17 protein-coding genes are annotated in these 17,643 nt (G+C 57.4%); 8 read left to right on the forward strand and 9 right to left on the reverse strand.

Annotation, left to right across the window (positions count from 1 at the left end; translation table 11 throughout):
- Positions 1-56: 56 nt before the first annotated feature.
- From TSA66_RS16335 to TSA66_RS16345, 3 genes are all read right to left on the reverse strand, one after another.
- Positions 57-911: an ABC transporter permease gene (locus TSA66_RS16335; protein ID WP_232429365.1), complete on the reverse strand. Its 855-nt coding sequence runs from the start codon at positions 909-911 to the stop codon at positions 57-59.
- The gene (locus TSA66_RS16340; RefSeq protein ID WP_040038597.1) at positions 868-1,677 is read right to left on the reverse strand and encodes an ATP-binding cassette domain-containing protein; all 810 of its coding nucleotides are present in this window, start codon (positions 1,675-1,677) and stop codon (positions 868-870) included. Before TSA66_RS16340 ends, TSA66_RS16335 begins: the two co-directional genes overlap by 44 nt.
- 146 nt (positions 1,678-1,823) lie before the next feature.
- A complete protein-coding gene (locus tag TSA66_RS16345) occupies positions 1,824-3,296 on the reverse strand; it encodes a phospholipase D-like domain-containing protein (RefSeq protein ID WP_084199141.1) in 1,473 nt (490 codons plus the stop codon).
- Positions 3,297-3,461: 165 nt separating this feature from the next.
- Between TSA66_RS16345 and mgtA the strand changes: the two genes are divergently transcribed.
- From mgtA to TSA66_RS16360, 3 genes are all read left to right on the forward strand, one after another.
- A complete protein-coding gene (gene mgtA / locus TSA66_RS16350; RefSeq protein ID WP_052451968.1) occupies positions 3,462-6,044 on the forward strand; it encodes a magnesium-translocating P-type ATPase in 2,583 nt (860 codons plus the stop codon).
- Positions 6,045-6,155: 111 nt separating this feature from the next.
- A complete protein-coding gene (locus tag TSA66_RS16355; RefSeq protein ID WP_040038562.1) occupies positions 6,156-6,647 on the forward strand; it encodes a poly-beta-hydroxybutyrate polymerase N-terminal domain-containing protein in 492 nt (163 codons plus the stop codon).
- Positions 6,607-7,245, forward strand: a complete 639-nt coding sequence (locus tag TSA66_RS16360) for a hypothetical protein (protein WP_157691536.1) — start codon at positions 6,607-6,609, stop codon at positions 7,243-7,245. Before TSA66_RS16355 ends, TSA66_RS16360 begins: the two co-directional genes overlap by 41 nt.
- 602 nt (positions 7,246-7,847) lie before the next feature.
- Here TSA66_RS16360 and TSA66_RS16370 read toward each other — a convergent pair.
- From TSA66_RS16370 to TSA66_RS16380, 3 genes are read right to left on the reverse strand one after another with little or no spacing between them, the layout of a single operon-like run.
- The gene (locus TSA66_RS16370) at positions 7,848-8,366 is read right to left on the reverse strand and encodes a chlororespiratory reduction 6 domain-containing protein (protein WP_084199139.1); all 519 of its coding nucleotides are present in this window, start codon (positions 8,364-8,366) and stop codon (positions 7,848-7,850) included.
- 15 nt (positions 8,367-8,381) lie between these two features.
- Positions 8,382-8,633 carry a hypothetical protein gene (locus tag TSA66_RS16375; RefSeq protein WP_052451977.1) on the reverse strand — a complete coding sequence of 84 codons (252 nt, stop codon included), beginning with the start codon at positions 8,631-8,633 and terminating at the stop codon, positions 8,382-8,384.
- 2 nt (positions 8,634-8,635) lie between these two features.
- Complete coding sequence (locus TSA66_RS16380) at positions 8,636-9,457, reverse strand: DNA/RNA non-specific endonuclease (RefSeq protein WP_040038557.1); 822 nt, start codon at positions 9,455-9,457, stop codon at positions 8,636-8,638.
- Between the two features lie 284 nt (positions 9,458-9,741).
- On the opposite strand from TSA66_RS16380, the gene TSA66_RS16385 reads away from it, so the two are divergent.
- Complete coding sequence (locus tag TSA66_RS16385; protein ID WP_408639465.1) at positions 9,742-10,005, forward strand: hypothetical protein; 264 nt, start codon at positions 9,742-9,744, stop codon at positions 10,003-10,005.
- 48 nt (positions 10,006-10,053) lie between these two features.
- On the forward strand, positions 10,054-10,341 hold the full coding sequence (locus TSA66_RS16390; RefSeq protein WP_040038555.1) for a PsiF family protein: 288 nt from the start codon (positions 10,054-10,056) through the stop codon (positions 10,339-10,341).
- A gap of 152 nt (positions 10,342-10,493) precedes the next feature.
- Here TSA66_RS16390 and TSA66_RS27375 read toward each other — a convergent pair whose 3' ends face one another.
- From TSA66_RS27375 to TSA66_RS16400, 3 genes are all read right to left on the reverse strand, one after another.
- Entirely contained in the window at positions 10,494-11,264 is a 771-nt protein-coding gene (locus TSA66_RS27375; protein WP_052451967.1) for a hypothetical protein, read from the reverse strand.
- Positions 11,242-11,439 carry a hypothetical protein gene (locus TSA66_RS25685; protein WP_052451966.1) on the reverse strand — a complete coding sequence of 66 codons (198 nt, stop codon included), beginning with the start codon at positions 11,437-11,439 and terminating at the stop codon, positions 11,242-11,244. Before TSA66_RS25685 ends, TSA66_RS27375 begins: the two co-directional genes overlap by 23 nt.
- 286 nt (positions 11,440-11,725) lie before the next feature.
- Positions 11,726-12,337 carry a DUF4337 domain-containing protein gene (locus TSA66_RS16400; protein WP_040038554.1) on the reverse strand — a complete coding sequence of 204 codons (612 nt, stop codon included), beginning with the start codon at positions 12,335-12,337 and terminating at the stop codon, positions 11,726-11,728.
- An 880-nt stretch (positions 12,338-13,217) separates the two neighbouring features.
- Here TSA66_RS16400 and TSA66_RS16405 point away from each other — a divergent pair.
- From TSA66_RS16405 to TSA66_RS16415, 3 genes are read left to right on the forward strand one after another with little or no spacing between them, the layout of a single operon-like run.
- On the forward strand, positions 13,218-14,546 hold the full coding sequence (locus tag TSA66_RS16405) for a carbohydrate porin (protein WP_052451965.1): 1,329 nt from the start codon (positions 13,218-13,220) through the stop codon (positions 14,544-14,546).
- 17 nt (positions 14,547-14,563) lie between these two features.
- Positions 14,564-16,297: an ABC transporter permease gene (locus TSA66_RS16410; RefSeq protein WP_040038553.1), complete on the forward strand. Its 1,734-nt coding sequence runs from the start codon at positions 14,564-14,566 to the stop codon at positions 16,295-16,297.
- A gap of 10 nt (positions 16,298-16,307) precedes the next feature.
- Complete coding sequence (locus TSA66_RS16415) at positions 16,308-17,615, forward strand: ABC transporter ATP-binding protein (RefSeq protein ID WP_040038593.1); 1,308 nt, start codon at positions 16,308-16,310, stop codon at positions 17,613-17,615.
- The last annotated feature ends 28 nt before the right edge of the window (positions 17,616-17,643 follow it).

A 17,643-nucleotide genomic window follows, 5' to 3' on the forward strand; every position in this document is an offset into this window, starting at 1 on the left:
AAAATCGATAGGTTGGCGCGCAGCCGGACCGAACGGAATCGCAGGTCAGGCAGGCTTTACGTTGCGATGCGTGAATAGATCCAGCCTGCCATCATCACGAGGACCATGAGCGCCACTGTGAGAACGGTAAAATCGGCCGGGAGTCCGAGCGGACTGGTGCCGCCAGCCAGCATCAACGCGCGCAAACCGTCGACTTCATAGGTCAGCGGATTTCCGTGGGCGACCCATCGCAGCCAGTCCGGCATGATCGCCGTTGGATAAATGGCGTTGCTCGCAAAAAAGAGCGGCATCGTCAATACTTGGCCAATGCCCATGAAGCGTTCACGGGTCTTGACGATGCAAGCAATGATCAAGGAAAACGTGGAGAACAATGCGGCGCCCAGCAGCACCAGCGCGATCACGCCGAGCATCGGCGCAAGCTGCCATTGCATCTTGACGCCGAGTGCCAGCGCGAGCAGGTAGACGATCACTGCTTGCGAGAGAGCCCGTACGCCGGCGGAAATCGCCTTGCCAAGCACGAGCGCGGTGCGCGGCACAGGGCTGACGAGAAACTTGTGCACGATGCCCAGATCGCGCTCCCAGATGATCGAGATGCCATAGAAGATCGCAACGAACAACACACTCTGCGCGAGCACGCCGGGTGCCAAAAAATCAACGTAATTGAGATTACCGGTTGGAATGGCGTGACTGCGCGCAAAAACTTGGCCGAACACGAGCAACCACAGCATCGGCTGTATCGCGCGTGTCAGTAATTCAGTCGGGTCGTGGCGCAGCTTGCGCGTTTCCATTTCGGCGATCGCGTACACTTTCGCGCCATAGCGCACGAGCGCCGAAAGCCAGCCCGACCGCGCATCGCGTGCCCGCGGCTTAGCCGAGCCGCTGGGCGGTGCGCCGGGTGTCGGCGGTGTCACGATAGTCTCCCTGGGCTTCGAGATGATCTTCGGTGTAGTGCGCGAATACGTCATCAAGCGTAATTTTCTTACCCTCCGGTTGATGCAGGGACGCGCGCAATTCGTCGATCGATCCAGCAACAACGATCGCGCCATGCTGCATGATAGCGACCCGCGTACAGAGGCGCGCGGCTTCGTCCATATAATGCGTGGTCAGAAAAATCGTCATGCCATATTCGGCGCGCAACCTCTGGATATGCTGCCATACAGCGTCACGCGCCACCGGATCAAGGCCGACCGTCGGTTCGTCCAGAAACAAAAGTCGCGGCCGGTGCAGCATCGATTGCGCGATTTCCAAACGACGTATCATGCCGCCGGAATACGTGCTCACCAGCCGATCGGCAGCGTCGCTCAAGTCCATGAAGGCGAGCCCTTCGCCGATACGCGCTTTGCGGGCACTGCGCGGGATGTCGTAGAGCCGCGCGAACACATCCAGATTCTCATAGCCGGTAAGTTCGCCATCGGCGGACAGCGCTTGCGGAACGTAGCCGATGACACGGCGAACCTGTGCAGCCTCGCGCACAATGTCGAATCCTGATACCGTTGCACTGCCCGACGTCGGAGGCAGCAGCGTCGTCAGCATCTTGATCAGCGTGCTCTTGCCTGCGGCGTTACGTCCGAGAAGGCCGAACGTCTCGCCCGCGGCAATCGAGAATGTCGCACCATCAACGGCCACGATGTCGCCAAAGCGGCGCGTCAACGATTGCGTGGTCAAGATGAACGGCATTTCCGAGGCCCCGATCTTGAAAGGACATGGCATCCTCGTTGTATTCCCAACACAAGGCGCACTGATGGCCACTCTAGTCGAAGCACTTAGATGGCTCTTGATCCATATCACCTCGACACGCCGTATCGAATCTCCTCATCCGGCGCTCAGAGTTGAAAGCCGACCACGCGCACAATGCCTTCTATCAGGTCGCGCCACCAGGATGGCTCCTGTGCTTCATAACGATCAGATTGTTGCACGTACCGCATCGCCCAAGCGGTAAGCCACTGAATTTCCGTTCGGCCATAAAATGCCGTCATCAATTCAAAGTTCAGAAACAGGCTGCGCCCATCCAGATTGGCTGACCCGCATAGCGCAAGATCGTCGTCGATGATGACCGCCTTTGCGTGCAACATGGCGGGAAACAAATACACTTCGGCGCCTGCGAGGCACAGATCGCGCAATGCCCGCTCCCGAGCCCAATCCGCCAGCCGGTGATTCGATCGCACGGGTATCAGCAGTATGACGCGCACACCGCGGCGACACGCCATGCACCACGCGCCAAGGAGCGCCTCGTCCGGCACAAAGTAAGGGGTAACGGCTACAATTTTCTGTTGAGCCTGATACGCCGCCGTCAGCAATAATGCATACACAGTGTCGTCCGCATAATCTGGCCCGCTCGGCACAAGTTGCGCGAGGCTTCCTGTCGCAGCAGGCGGTCTGCCAAATGATATGGAATGTGCATTGCCTGCGGCCGCACGCCAGTCGCACTCGAACAGCAACGCCGCTTGCGAGGCAAGCGGCCCCGTGACGACAAAACTCAAATCCAGCCACGCGGAATGCCCTTGACTGCCTGTGAAATATTCGGAAGCAAAGTTGCGCCCGCCGCTCCACAGGGACTCCCCGTCGCAGACCACTAGCTTGCGGTGATTGCGCAGGTTAATGTGTGCATGTAGAGGCGTGTGCAGCAACGGCATGAACCAGCGAACATCAATACCGACGTCGCGCATCGCGCGTAGCTGCGACCGCGCGCACCGCAGCCCGCCAATCCTGTCAAGCAATACGCGGATGCGCACACCACCCTGAGCACTTTTCACCATCGCCGCGACCAAAGCGTTGCCGAGCGCGTCGTCGCCAAGAATAAAGGTGCACAGGTCAATGCGTTGCCGTGCCTGCTCAATCAACGTCAATACCGCGCGCTGTGATGCAAGACCATCTTCATGAAAGCGGACCATCTGATTATGCGTCTGCGGCGGCGCAGCCAATACTGCGAGCAGTCTGGTCGCCCATACCGGCCCCGCTTGATCGGCATCGAGAGGAAACGAAGGATGATCGGGGCGATGCGGGCGCACCAATTTACGCGCGCCAAACAGCAAAAATAGTGGAATGCCGATATAGGGAATGACGGCAATGGTCAGAACCCAGGCAAATGCCGCAGAGGGATGCCGGCGCTGACGGCCGATCCGGGTCACCAGCACGTAAAGCAGCAATCCACTGAACACGAAAGCGCCATGCGCCAGTGCCGACAGCGAGACGATCCAGCGAATATCCGGGCCAATATTACTTGCCACGCGAACGGCTCGCCGGTTGACATGGATCAGCCAATTGCATTTTCTTCTCGTCTCATCCCGCCCTGTCATTGCGACCGCATGTCGCGGCCCATAGAATGACCATTCTAAGCCGGCAATTGCAATTTGCACACCATGCAGAACAGCATTGAACCGGGTTCTGCGGCACAGTGAGTGACATGGTGCTGCATGCTCCTTACCCGGCCTTTGCGAGCCGAACCCACCGGGAGCCGTGAGATGCCGATAGACCAGACGCCGGTACCGTGGTGGCTTGCGCCGTCGTCAGTAGAAACGACGCAGCGTGCGGTCGAGGCGAGCGGCCTGTCGGAGGCGCAGGCCGCAGCCCGGCTCACCCAATACGGCCCCAATCTGTTCCGCGAACGGAAAGACAAACCGCTCCTGCTGCAGTATCTCACCCGGTTCAAGAATCCTCTCGTCCTTATTCTCCTCGCCGCCAGTGCAGTTTCGGCAGCAACCGGGGAGGTCACCAACTTCCTCATTATCAGTAGCATCGTTTTGCTCAGCGTTACGCTGGATTTCGTCCAGGAGTACCGTGCCAACGCGGCGGCAGAGAAATTGCGTCAAACGGTTTCCGTACGGGCCACGGTCATACGCGATGGCAAGCCATCGGACATTGCCGTGACCCAGATCGTACCTGGTGACGTCGCGCTGCTATCGGCCGGAGATTTGATTCCGGCCGACGGGTTCGTGCTTGACGCGCATGACTTCTTCGTCAAGCAGGCGCTGCTGACCGGAGAGTCCTACCCAGTGGAAAAACGTCCGGGCGCGCTTCCGGAAACGGCCACGGAGCTGGAGGAAGCGACCAACGCGGTGTTCATGGGGACATCGGTCATCAGCGGCAGCGCCCGCATACTAGTGGTCAAGACTGGGACCACCACCGCAATTGGAGCAATCGCCGACAGCATCTCCCGCCAGTCGCCGCCAACATCGTTCGAGCTCGGTACCCGCCGTTTCGGCATGCTGATCATGCGACTGACGATCTTGATGGTGATGTTCGTTCTGCTGGTGAACACCTTGTTTCACAAGCCTTGGCTGGAGTCCTTCCTGTTCGCGGTGGCCCTTGCCGTCGGCCTGACGCCGGAATTGTTGCCCATGATCGTCTCGGTCACGTTGGCGCGCGGCGCGCTGCGCATAGCAAAGCAGCATATGATCGTCAAACGCATGACTGCTATCCAGGACTTGGGCTCGATGGATATCCTGTGCACGGACAAGACCGGCACCTTGACCGAGGCGAGCATCCAGATGGAGCGGCATGTAGACGCGAATGGCCGGCCCAGCGGGCGGGTGCTGGAACTGGCCTATTTCAACAGTTATTTTGAAACCGGCCTGAAAAGCCCGCTCGATGACGCCATCCTCAGGCACCAGCATATTGAAATCGGCCACTGGAGAAAGATCGACGAGGTGCCGTTTGATTTCGAACGGCGCCGCGTCTCCGTACTGATCGACAATGGCGAAACGCGTTGGCTGGTGGTGAAGGGCGCACCCGATGAAATCGTGGGGCTCTGTACCCATTACGAAATGGAAGGTGCGGCGCGCCAGCAGCCCATCGATGAAACGGCGCTGGTCAACATTCATGATCAGTACCATGCGCTGGAAGAACAAGGTCTACGCGTGCTGGGCATCGCCTGGCGCCAAGTGCCGCTGGACCATCCGCATGCTGTCGTGAGCGACGAAGCAGCGCTGGTGCTGGCCGGGTTTGCTGCCTTCCTCGACCCACCCAAGGAGAGCGCTGCCTCCGCGCTTCAGGCGCTCAAGCACGCCGGCGTCGCGATCAAGATCGTCACGGGCGATAGCGACCTGGTCACACGCCATGTCTGTACCCAATTGCAGATTCCGGTCGTGGGGATTCTGACTGGCAAGGAGATCGCGCGGATGGATGATCACGCCCTGCGCGCGCGGGTAGAGACGGCCAACCTGTTCTGCCGAATCAATCCGGCGGAAAAAAATCGGGTGATCCTGGCGCTCAAGGCACGCGGCCATGTGGTGGGTTATCTGGGCGACGGCATCAACGACGCACCGTCGCTGCACGCCGCCGACGTCGGCCTGTCGGTCGATTCGGCCGTTGACGTAGCCAAGGAAGCGGCAGACATGATTCTCCTCAAGCAGGACTTGCATGTGCTTCACGCTGGCGTTCTGGAAGGGAGACGTACCTTTGGCAACATCATGAAATACATCATGATGGGAACCAGTTCCAACTTCGGAAACATGTTCAGCATGGCCGGCGCATCGCTGTTTTTGCCATTCTTGCCGATGTTGCCGACACAGATCCTGCTCAACAACATTCTCTACGACATATCGGAGGTACCGATTCCGCTGGACAAGGTCGATGCGGGGGAAACCAGCCACCCGCGCGTGCTCGACTTGCACTTCATCCGCAACTTCATGCTCGTGATCGGGCCGATCAGTTCGCTATTCGATTTCCTGACCTTCTACATCCTGCTGACGGTGCTTCAGGCCGGCGAGAAATTGTTTCATACCGGCTGGTTCGTTGAATCGCTGTGCACACAGGTGCTGGTGATCTTTATCATCCGTACCCGCGGCAATCCGCTGAAAAGCCGAGCCCATCCGTGGCTGGCGGCAACCTCGCTGACGGTCGTGGGCATTGCGGTGGTGTTGCCGTTCACACCGATGGGAAGGTATTTCGGATTGGAGCCCCCGCCCGCCCGGTTCTATTTCCTCCTCGGGGGCATGGTGCTGCTCTATCTCTTTGTTGTCGAAGTAGCCAAACAGGGCTTCTATCGCTGGTATTCGACGGCAAAGCCGATCGTGCAGCCTGGCGATCCCGATCGCATTGCCTGATCTGCTGCGAAGTCATCCACCCGGCGCCTGTCGAGACACACTATCTGACGCAGTAACTGATTTTGTGAGAAATCATTACCACGAAATCGTCGGATCCGCAGCAACGACCTCATGAACGCCTCATCGCGCGGTAGCGCATCGGAGACCGCTCCCGTCTCGCATCCGAATTTCTGGAAAACCTGGACCAGCCCACCCAATGCGAACCTGGCGCGCCTCACGCTCGGCGTCTTTCCCCTTGCGCTGGCATCCGACTTTGGAGACTGGGCCACGCATCTTGCTGCCGCACCTGGCAAGCATCAGCAACTCGTGCGCAAGACAGTGTTCAAGAACATGCGCTTTGCCCGATATGTGCTGCAGTGGCTGTACGAACTGGCGACATTCGCACAGTTGCCTCGCGCAGAGGAATTGCCGGATCGATGGGCGTGCGTTCATCCAGGATGGGCAAACGATGGAATGGCGACGGTGCGGCGCTCATCGGATTTTTCCATTGAACCAGTTATCCAATATCCCGCCGATATCTATCTGGTACGATTAGGTTTCGCTCATGCAAAGGGAGAGGAGCATGTCAACATCATCTATCGGGATAGCTACTTGGTTAAATAGCAACTTGACCACATCGTCCCAATCGTCTCAAAAGACAACGTCCATCCTTTCTGATATGGGAAGCACGACGAGCGCAAACCAGACCATGGCGTCGGCAACGGATGCGGTCAACAATAGTTCGCTTTCCGCCGCCATTCAACAGGCGCTGGCCCAGGTGAATGCGGGCGCAGACTTAACCAGTCTCCTGCCCCAGGATTCCCAGCAAGCCAGCTCCGACTTCATGGGAAGCCTGCTTGCGGCGCTACCGATGCCCGCCTCATTGAGTAGCTCATCGGCAAATTCCTTGCCTGCCCTGTCCGCATATACGTCGGCGCAGGCTGGCGCGTCGGTCGCGTTAAACCAGTCAAGCCCGACAATCAAGCTGCAGACGGCGATCCAGAAGCTAATTTCCCAACTCGACAGCAACAGCAATAGCGACGAGCTGCCTGGCACGGAAGCAGCGCCCGGGCTCGGGAATCTGAAGCAATCGTTCAATCAGCTGATTACCTCGAGTGGCGGCAACCCGAGCGAGGCATCATTGCAGTCCTTCCTGAAAACCGTGGCCCTGAACGTCCAACACAGCGTGTCCATCGGCAGCCTTCTGGATGCGAGTGCCTGATTGGCACCGCTCCTGCTCGACGTGGTTGCATGAACCGTGTTTTCGCAGGGGGATGGCAGCACGCTGGGTTCATGCCTAGAGAGGTTACCAAGGCCTATTTACATCCGAGCGTGCGTCGCGCATCCAAACCGGTGATTTCGACGCCGGACATCGTCTTCGCGGTAATCGCCTCACCTGTTGACAAGGTCATCTTGAACTGGCTTGGGACTGCATAAAGCGGACCGACATCGGTGCCCACCGACGCTGTGCCGTTTGGCAGGTCGACCTGAATTACAGGCGCTGGGTAATTCAGCAAGAACATGCTGTGGTAACAGAAGCGTCGTAAAACGTGACTCCTCGCAAAGTCGGTAGCGGGAACTGAACTTGACTGGGTAGGTTCTGTATAAGTGCGCCGTCGTCGAGTGTCGCAAAATCAATTGAAGTTGGTGTTCCCCCTTCTGCAGTGGAATATACTGAACAGCCAGCATAGGTGCTCACGTTGGCATATGCAGTTTGGAATGCAGACATAACCATTACCGCTGACGTGGCCCCCTTTTGGGAGGCGTCACTTCCCACGTTGTAGGAAAATTTTCCCAATGAAGCGCTGAAGTTCTGCTGGCTACTCACGCGCCAGCGACATTGGAAAAATAGCTGATGACCAAATCCGCAATCCGCTCACTTTCATCCACGTCGAATTTGTGCGTTGCATGCAAAGCGCGCATCGCAATCATGCGCTGCCCGACGAAATCGTTCAGATCGTCGTTCGAAAATTGATACCCGATTGCGCCGGGCGGGTCATCAAGCGCAACAGGTTCCAAGTCGGCCAGCATGGCAAAGATCATGCGCAGTGAATGCTCGATGCGCGTGCAGACATGAAACCAGAACGGGAATTGCTCGTCGAGCTCCTGAAAAAAGGCGCGTACCTCGGGAATCAGGTGGAGTTCTCGCGGATCGTTGTCGTAGCCGCTCACCATGAGCGAAATCGTGCCATTGCTGGCCTCCAGTGCTTCCCGCGAGTCGATCAGTCGGTTCAGGGATGCCAGTGCCTGTTCGAGATCACGACGTTCGATATCCTCCCGTTGAATGGTAATCACGACGACCTTGGTGCCGACCAAGCCACCGTACAGATTGCGCATACTCATGCCGTCACTCTTTTCTCAGCCGAACGGGTTCTTGACCTTCTCGGTCGGCTTCACCTGCACATGCTCGGGCAAGGATTTTTCCTTTTCCAGCGCGGCCACGACGGCATCGACGACCTCCTTCAATGCCCTCGCCTGCGCCAAGCCGGCCTTGTCCTTCGTGAATTCGACCGAGCCGTAGACCGATACCCGGTCCAAGCGGTTTTCGATATTGAGGTCGCCGATGGCGAGTGCCTCTTCCTCGTTCTGAAACGGTTTGATGGATGCCATGATCATTGCCTTTCAGGGGGATCGACTTCGACGGGTTTGCTCTTTGCGCTGCGCCGGCCATGCGGCGTGGGCACCGGCATGGGCATTTTCATCGCCTTGACTTCCGGCGCCAGTTTCGGGAAGACCGTGATGTGGATACGTTGCTCCAGGTCTGCAATCGACATCGTCTGATATTCCATGCCTTCCGCATTCGGCGTCACATAAGCACCTGCCTGTTTTTGCGCCGGATCATAGATCGCCTTGTAGACGGAAGTCGGCACCAGCACCCGGCCATTGATGCGCGCCAGGTCATTGCCCTCGAAGATCGGCCCTGTCACCACGTACAGTTCCTTGTCTTCGCGTGCCAGCTCGCGGGTGGCCTCTTCAATGCCTTCCCACAGGATTTGATTGTTCTTCGGATTCTGCGGGATGATGTTTACCAGCGAAAAGCTTTCGTACTGCGCATTCTCGGTCGGCATATCGCCGTTCGGCGCCATGTGGCCGCGGTCAAAACCGGAACGCACATAATCCGCCAGCTCCGAGCGATCCGCCGGCGGCAATTGCTCTTCCATGTGAAATGCATTCTTGCGCTTCAGCCGCCCCGCTTCATCCACCCGCTTCTCGGTCAGATGTTCGGCCGACCATAACGGCGTACGTGACACACCACTGTATGTGACAGCGTACCCCTCGAAGCACAGCATCGTGGTTTTCTTTGCCAGATTGGGGCTGGTAATGACAGGGGCCTGCCCGTCCAGGAAATGGTCTGCACAGGAGGTCGGCTTTGTCGTGCAGCCGGAGGTCGCCAGCAGGAGCACAGCGATGCCAAGCACTAATCGGAATTTCATCGAGGTCACGGTTTCAGCAGAAGCTGGATGACACGCAATCGTGTCATTCTATGCGAGCCGGGACTGCGAGCCGGGGCTACTTATCGAATGATTGCTGTCAGACACAGTTTGTTACAAAATCCACATACTTCCTGTCGTCCAGACAATGCTGGGCCTCGTTAAGGAGGGGCAGCACCATGCAACCAATATACCGACTGAAAGGGACCATCATGTTGACCTCCAAGCAAAAAGCCGCTCTCGCCTCCGTGCTGATCGCCGCATTTGCCGCCAGCGCTGGCAGTGCGATGGCTGAAACCAAGTGGGAAAAAAATCATCCGCGCCGTGACCAAGTGAATGACCGCTTAGAGCGACAGAATCGCCGGATTACACAAGAACGCAAGGAAGGCGAGATCACGAAACAGCAAGCACAGGCACTGCGCAAGGAAGATCGCCAGATTCGCCAGGAAGAGCGCGATATGGCAGCGCAGAACCACGGTCATATCACCCGCGCCGAACAACGCGTGCTGAACCAGCAAGAAAATGCGGTCAGCAAGCAGATCGGCAAGTAATCGTCCTGCTCCTGAACCAGAATTTTCAATCTTTTCAAGGAAGATACCGTGAAAAAACTGTTTGCCGCATTGATACTGGCGTCGCCGTTCCTGTTGAACGCTGCCCATGCCGCGACCGCACAGCAAAACAAGATGACCACCTGCAACAAGGAAGCCGGCGACAAAAAGGGGGGCGAGCGCCAAGCCTTCATGAAGGAATGCCTAAGCGCCAAGCCAAAGGTCAGCGACGCGCAGAAGGCGCAACAAGACAAGATGAAGACGTGCAACGCCGAAGCCAAAGATAAGAAAGGCGACGAGCGCAAGAAATTCATGAGCGCATGCCTGAAGAAGGCATAAGGAGCTGGCACCCGCGATAAAGCTGGGGGTCTTTCCCTTCCTTGTCTGAAGGAAGTAAACTTTACGGCTAGCACAAAAATTCAAGCCAGGGGAAGACGAGAGCCACGAGTCCGCACGCCACAGGCGTCACAAGATTTTTTCTTACCACCCTCTTATTCGCAATGAAAATATCTGTTATTCGTTAACTGAATCGGACATTTCGCTTGCATATAAGTATTATTTTCTCTGTCTCCTCCAACCCTCCCTGACTTGGATTGAACCCGCTGCCGCAAGGTCAGCGGGTTTTTTTTCGTCTTTTTTTGTGCCGACCATATCGCGTTGTTTGCATGCCCGCAGGCGGTACATACAAACCGCGCCTGCGTGGTCCAATTGTGGGCCGACCGGTGGTCGCAGCACGGGCAGGTGCGGCGCACGTCGGCGATGTGGGCATGCAGGCGCTGCACGCGCACCTTTGCCTTCTTCCAGTTGCGGCTGAATTTCTGTTTGTGGCTCATCGCCTGCTGCACGGTGCCGGACGCTGTTGGCCGGCGCGTAGGACATGCCTGCCAACAGCGTGGCGAAGCGGGCAATGCCCACGTCGATACCGGCCGCACCGATCCTGGGAACGGAGTGGTTGACCTCGCCCTCGGTCTGGTGCGATATCCGGCAGAGTGGCACACGGTGAAGTTCTTCACCGTGCCCAGCACACCCCGGCTGAAGCGCACTCGCAGCCAGCCGAGCTTGGGCAGGAACAGGCGGCCGGTGCGCTGATCGAGGTGGATCTGCTGCAGGTCGGAATAGCGCAAGCTGTCGTGGCGGCCCTTCTTCTTGAAGCGGGTAAATGCAGCGCGCTGCGCAAAGAAATTGGTATACGCGTGTTCCAGGTCAGCGAGCGCCTGCTGCAGCGGGTGCACCGGCGCTTCAGATAGCCAGGCCGTGCGCACTTTGGCGCCATTGCGTCAGCCGCTTGTACAGGCCGGCGTAGCCGAACTTGCTGTCGCCCAGAGCACGGCGTTCCTGCTGCAGCGCCAGCGCAATTGAACACGAAGCGGTGCAGTTGCCGCTCCTGCCAGCCGTCGGGTCGACAACCGATCGGCGACAGCGATTCGCGCAAATCATCCTCGCTACCGGAAGCAACCAATTTCCGTAATTGACGCTGTCTCGCAACCCCGCTGCGATGGCCAGGCATGCCACGATTACGCATAGCCCCGCGCATGTTTGGTCTCCAAAATGACCGGGGCTGACAGTCAGTCGGCCCGAAGCGGGAATGCAATACGACACGAAGTGCACTGCCTGCTCTTTGAGCGGACCAGGTGCCGGCGGATCAGGACAACGTGCCGCTATGGCAGCCATACCGCTTGTCGTGACGTCGAGCAAGGCTGACGCCCCTTTTAACAAACAATCGCTAAGACAATAGCCGAATCAGGGCCGCCGGATGAATTGTCCAGCCTAATAAGCCGGCCAAGCCCATCAATATTCCGAAGCCTGTCGGCACCATCGCAACGACAAACAACCAACGCTTACGTGTGAGCGATGTTACGGCCAATAGCGATATGGAAATCGCTAACAACGCATCGGACAGGTCGAACTGATCATCACGGAAGTTTGCGTCGTCGTATGCCTTCTGATCCTGATCAGCCAACTTCTTCAATTCTTCCTTCTTGCGACTCTGTTCATCGACCAGCTTCTGGTAATAAGCGATTGACTCGTCGTATCGCGACCTGTCCGGCGCACTGGCGGCACCAAGCTGCAATTGCACCAAGGTTGCTTTCGCAATTTCCTCGCGTATATTGCGCGCCTGATAGAACGCCCAATGATCGATCTTGTTTGCCTGGGCCTGCTGCATGGATTGCACGATATTGTCATCCTTTACCTTACACACCCCCATGAAAGTCGCAAGAATAGCGACCGTGATCGCTACCAGCGTGTTTAGCTTCGAGGTGGCTCGGTCTTCGGCGGCTTGCGCGACGCTGCGCTCATTCGCTTGTGCAACAGCTTCCAGTGGATCGACATCCATTTCTCTTCCCGATACGATGTGACGCAGGAATCATACTGAAGAACACATGTGGCGTCACGCTGGCAACATTTTTACGCCGGCATGTGTAGTCCAGTGTTCGGCTGCAGCCCGTCCGGCGACGTAAGCTGCCACGTTGGTGATGATAATCACCGTCGGCTAGCTGCGTGAAAGTGCCTGGAGTCCTTTTTTGAGGACATGCGGTAATCAACTCCGAGAGATCGTTTCAGGCGATACACAGCGTACATGCACTGGAACGAGCCTATGTGTCGATCGCCCCTTAGTCGGTGATTCATTTTCCAGAAAATAACGCCATGCGTGCGATCGGTGGATGTCTTGGAAATATAGGCTCCTCCAGTGAACGACCCAGATCGTATCTGCTCAATGAGTGCTCCCGCCCCCGATCTGAAAGCGCATCGTTTGGACTGCGGCATCAAGAACAATTCCTTTGTCGCTTGTTATTCGGACGATGCAATAGATTGATTGATATTTTTCTTGACGCAATAAAGTCTGCCCTTTTAGAATCCGCCTGTTTTCATCTATATGGAGTCCCTTTAATGGGCACTTGTTCGAGTGATAGTTGTTGCCGGATTTTGTCCGGTTCCGCCTCGGCAAGATAACGCAGGTTTCCATCCTCCTGCCGTCATTGCGCCGTAGGCTGATGATGGTATCCCGATTCCGGCCTGTTCCGGATAGTCTGAATTCCAACAAGCAATTCATTAATGTCAGGGGCGCCGTTCTCATTTCCGGTGGTCGTGATAGCGTTCCCCGTATTGTCTTGCTAAGGGCAGTTGCAGCAGGACAGTGATCCTGCTTTTGCGGGATCGATGGCATTGGCAAGCGCAAATGAAAGGCACACCCGTTCACTCTGACGGAGGTACCCATGTTTCAACCGAAGGCCAATACCGCAAGCGCTCTCTGGTTGGCAGCCCTCGCGGGTTTGCCACTGCTGTCCTATGGGGACGATATCCAGGAAGCGGCCTGGAGCGCGCACTTCCAGACAACGTACATCTGGGAGGCAAAAGCCCCGTTTTCCGCTCCGTATACTGGCGAGTTCAGCCTACGCCCCGAGCGCGAAAAGGGTTATTCCTTCAGCGCCACGGCGGCCCTCGGGTTTAGGCCCTGGACCGGCGGCGAGCTCTATTTCGACCCGGAGGCGGTCCAGGGCGTGCCGCTGTCGAACCTGCGTGGCCTGGGCGGCATGACCAATGGCGAGCAGCAGAAGACCAGCGGCCCGAACCCCACGTTGTACCGCGCACGACTCTTTCTGCGCCAAACCTGGAACCTGGGAGGAGAAAAGGAAGCCGTCGAATCGGATTTCAACCAGATGGCAGGCCTGCTAGACAAGCGGCGCATCGTCGTTACCGCTGGCAATCTCTCGGTCACCGACATTTTTGACAATAGCGCTTATGCACATGATGCGAGGACCCAATTTATGAACTGGGCGTTGCTCGCGCACGGTGCCTATGATTTTGCCGCCGATGCGCGTGGCTATACCTGGGGGGCGGTCATCGAATATTTTGACGATGATTGGGCGATTCGCGCCGGGCGCTTCATGCAGCCCGCTGAATCCAACGGCCTGGCTCTGGATAAACGGATTTTCACCCATTATGGTGACCAGGTTGAAGTTGAGCATGGGCATGTCTGGGGCGACCAACCGGGCAAGGCACGTGTACTGGTCTTCCGCAATCGTGCCACTATGGGGGGCTTCCGAGATGCCTTAGCGGAGGCTCCGAATAATGGCGGCGTGCCGGATGTCGCGCGTGTCCGCACGGAGCGGAGCAAGATTGGATTTGGCTTTAGCGCAGAGCAAGGCTTGACTTCCGATATCGGCGTCTTTGCACGGGCGAGCTGGAACGACGGCGCTTCAGAGACATACGCTTTTACGGAAATCGAGCGTTCGTTCTCGGTCGGTGCCGCTGTCAGAGGAGGTGCTTGGAATCGAGCCGACGACACGTTAGGAATTGCGTGGGTCCGCAACGGGCTATCGCAGGCGCACCGGGATTATCTGGCGGCGGGTGGCGTCGGTGCGTTTATTGGTGATGGCAGGTTGAATTACCGGCCAGAATCAATAACTGAGGCTTATTACAGCTTCAAGTTGGCCAAAGCCGTCACCTTGTCGCTGGATGCGCAACACATCGTGAATCCAGCCTATAACGCCGAGCGCGGCCCCGTGAATGTCGGCTCGATCCGCCTGCATGCCCAATATTAAGAAAACGAGACGACTTCATGTTCGAGCTCTTCACTCCCGGACGAACTGGCCGGTCCTTCCTGACGACAACGCCCAACCGTTGGGATTGGGCGCTGTTGCCGCTGGTGCTTGCTGTGCTGGCCGCCCTGGCTTTCGGTGCTATGCAGATGAGCCGGCCCTTTACGGTAGGTCAGCCGACGCCAATTTCCCTCGACCCGCTGTATCTGCCTTATTACCTGCTGCGGACCATGCTGCGCATGTTTACGGCGCTGGGATTCGCGCTGCTGTTTACGTTTGTGTTTGCAGCTCTTGCAGCAAAATACCGTACGGCCGAAAAGGTTTTGATTCCATTGCTCGACGTTCTGCAGTCGGTCCCGATTCTCGGCTTTCAGGCGATTGCAATAGCACCATTTATTGCGCTGTTCCCCGGCAATCTCCTCGGGGTCGAATGCGCGGCGATTTTTGCCATTTTTACCTCACAGGCGTGGAACATGGCGTTCAGTCTGTACCAATCAATCAAGACGATTCCACCGGAGTTGAATGAAGCAGCATGTGTATTCCGGCTATCCGCCTGGCAGCGCTTCTGGCGACTGGAGCTTCCTTTTGCAATGCCCGGACTGCTGTGGAACATGATGATGTCGATGTCCGGCGGTTGGTTCTTCCTCGTGGCGGCAGAGGCGATTTCGGTTGCCAATCAGGACATCAAGCTGCCGGGTATCGGTGCTTACATTGCCGTCGCTATCGACGGCAAAAGTGGCGCCGCCATTGCTTGGGCGATCGGGGCTATGTTGTCTGGAATCCTCCTGTACGACCAATTGTTCTTCCGGCCCTTGCTCGCATGGGCAGACAAGTTCCGTTTCGAGGAGTCACAGGGCGACACTGCGCAACAGTCCTGGCTGCTCGACTGGGGCCGGCGCAGCGTGTGGCTACGCGCGGTGACCGATCGCTTCTGGACCATGCTGGGCCGCACGCTTGGCTGGTTCAGCCGCCGTCAGGACAGCCCCATCAAGCAACGCGAATCGCAACCCCGAAATATCTTGTGGTCCAGGGCTTGGGACGCGCTGATTCTGGCTGTCGCTGTATTCGCGGCCTGGCGCTTTGTGGTCTTTGTACACAGCGACGTTGGCTGGGGCGAGGCCGCCCATGTCATTGGTCTCGGTTTCATTACGCTGGTCCGTGTACTGTTGCTGATTGCGCTGGCTTCTGCTGTATGGGTTCCCATCGCGGTCTGGATCGGCTTGCGCCCGCAATACTCGCAAAAAGTGCAGGCCGTCGCCCAATTTCTGGCGGCATTTCCGGTCAACCTGATGTTTCCGCTCGTGGTCTATGTGCTGGTGACCTATCGGCTGAACCCCAACATCTGGCTCAGCCCGCTGATGGTGTTCGGCACTCAATGGTACATCCTGTTCAATGTGGTGGCCGGTGCATCGACGCTGCCCAATGAATTGCGATTGGCAGCCGACAACCTGGGACTGAAAGGCTGGCTCAAGTGGAAACGGGTGTACTTGCCTGCGGTATTTCCGAGTTTCATCACCGGCGCCATCACCGCCAGCGGCGGTTCCTGGAACGCCAGCATCGTCGCCGAATACGTAACCTGGGGCAAAACTTCTCTCGTTGCCGACGGACTGGGAAGCTATATCAAGCAAATGACCGACGCCGGTGATTTCCACCGGATCGCACTGGGCATTGGTGTGATGTGCGTGTTTGTGATGTTGTTGAACCGATTCTTCTGGCGCAAGCTGTACCTGCTTGCCGAAGACCGTAGCCATTGAGGCAGGCAAGATGAACAACAAGAGTGCATTGGTTGAATTGAATGGCGTTGCCAAGTCCTTCCGCAGCGCGGACGGCGCGCCGCGCAAAGTACTGGACGACGTAAACTTCTCCCTGGCCGAAGGCGAAATTGTCGCTTTGCTCGGAAAGTCAGGATCGGGCAAGTCGACCTTGCTGCGTATTATTGCGGGATTGATTCCCGCCGATGCTGGAAAAGTCACCTATCGTGGACAACGGATTCAGGGCCCGGCATCCGGCATTACGATGGTATTCCAGTCATTTGCGCTATTCCCATGGCTGACGGTGCAGCAAAATGTCGCGCTGGGTCTTGAAGCACAGGGCATTGCGCCGGAAGAGCGCGCCAAGCGCGCGGACGCCATGCTCGAACTAATCGGTCTGGCCGGTTTTGGCGGCGCGCTGCCCAGGGAGCTGTCAGGCGGGATGCGGCAGCGCGTCGGTATCGCCCGAGCGCTGGTCACCGACCCGGACGTCCTGCTGATGGACGAAGCCTTCTCGGCTCTGGATGTGCTGACTGGCGAAACGCTACGCAGCGATATTCTCGACCTATGGGACAGCAACCGGATTCCGACCAAGGGCCTCCTGGTTGTATCTCACAATATCGAGGAAGCGGTGATGATGGCGGACCGGATCATCATCCTGGCAAGCGACCCGGGGCGCATACGCAATGAAATCACCATTGGGCTTGAACGGCCACGCAATGTTGATTCACCGGAAGTTCGCAGCCTCATCGATGAAGTGTACGGACTGATGACGATGCGCCCGGTGCAAGAGCCTGTTACTGGCACCTCGCCACCCATTACGCATCCCGGCTATCGCTTGCCCGATACCGATGTCACTCGTATTGAAGGCGTGCTCGACCTGCTGGCCAATACGCCTTTTAACGGCCGGGCCGACCTTCCACACCTCGCGGAGGAATCGGAGCTGCAGGATGAAGAGTTGTTTCCCACTTATGAAGCACTTGGTATGCTTGGATTGGCGCAAGTCGAAAAGGGAGACATTACACTCACGCCGCTTGGTGTGCGCTATGCGGAGGCTGAGCACACACTCAGGCAGGAAATCTTTGGCCAGCAATTGCTGACGCACGTCCCGCTGGCTTCACATATCCGGCAGCAACTGGAAGCAGAACCGAGCGGCGCATTGCCGGAGAAGCAATTTCTGGAGTTGTTGGAAGAATTTTTAAAAGCCGATGAAGCCAAGCGTGTACTCGAAATTGCCATTGAATGGGGGCGCTACGGCGAAGCCTACGAATACGACTTTCATACCGGTCGGCTGAAGCTTCCTGACCAAGCGGAGGAATAGGCGTCGACCGCGGCGCACACTGTCGATG

Source organism: Noviherbaspirillum autotrophicum (genome assembly GCF_000818395.1).
Classification (GTDB): Bacteria; Pseudomonadota; Gammaproteobacteria; order Burkholderiales; family Burkholderiaceae_D; genus Noviherbaspirillum; species Noviherbaspirillum autotrophicum.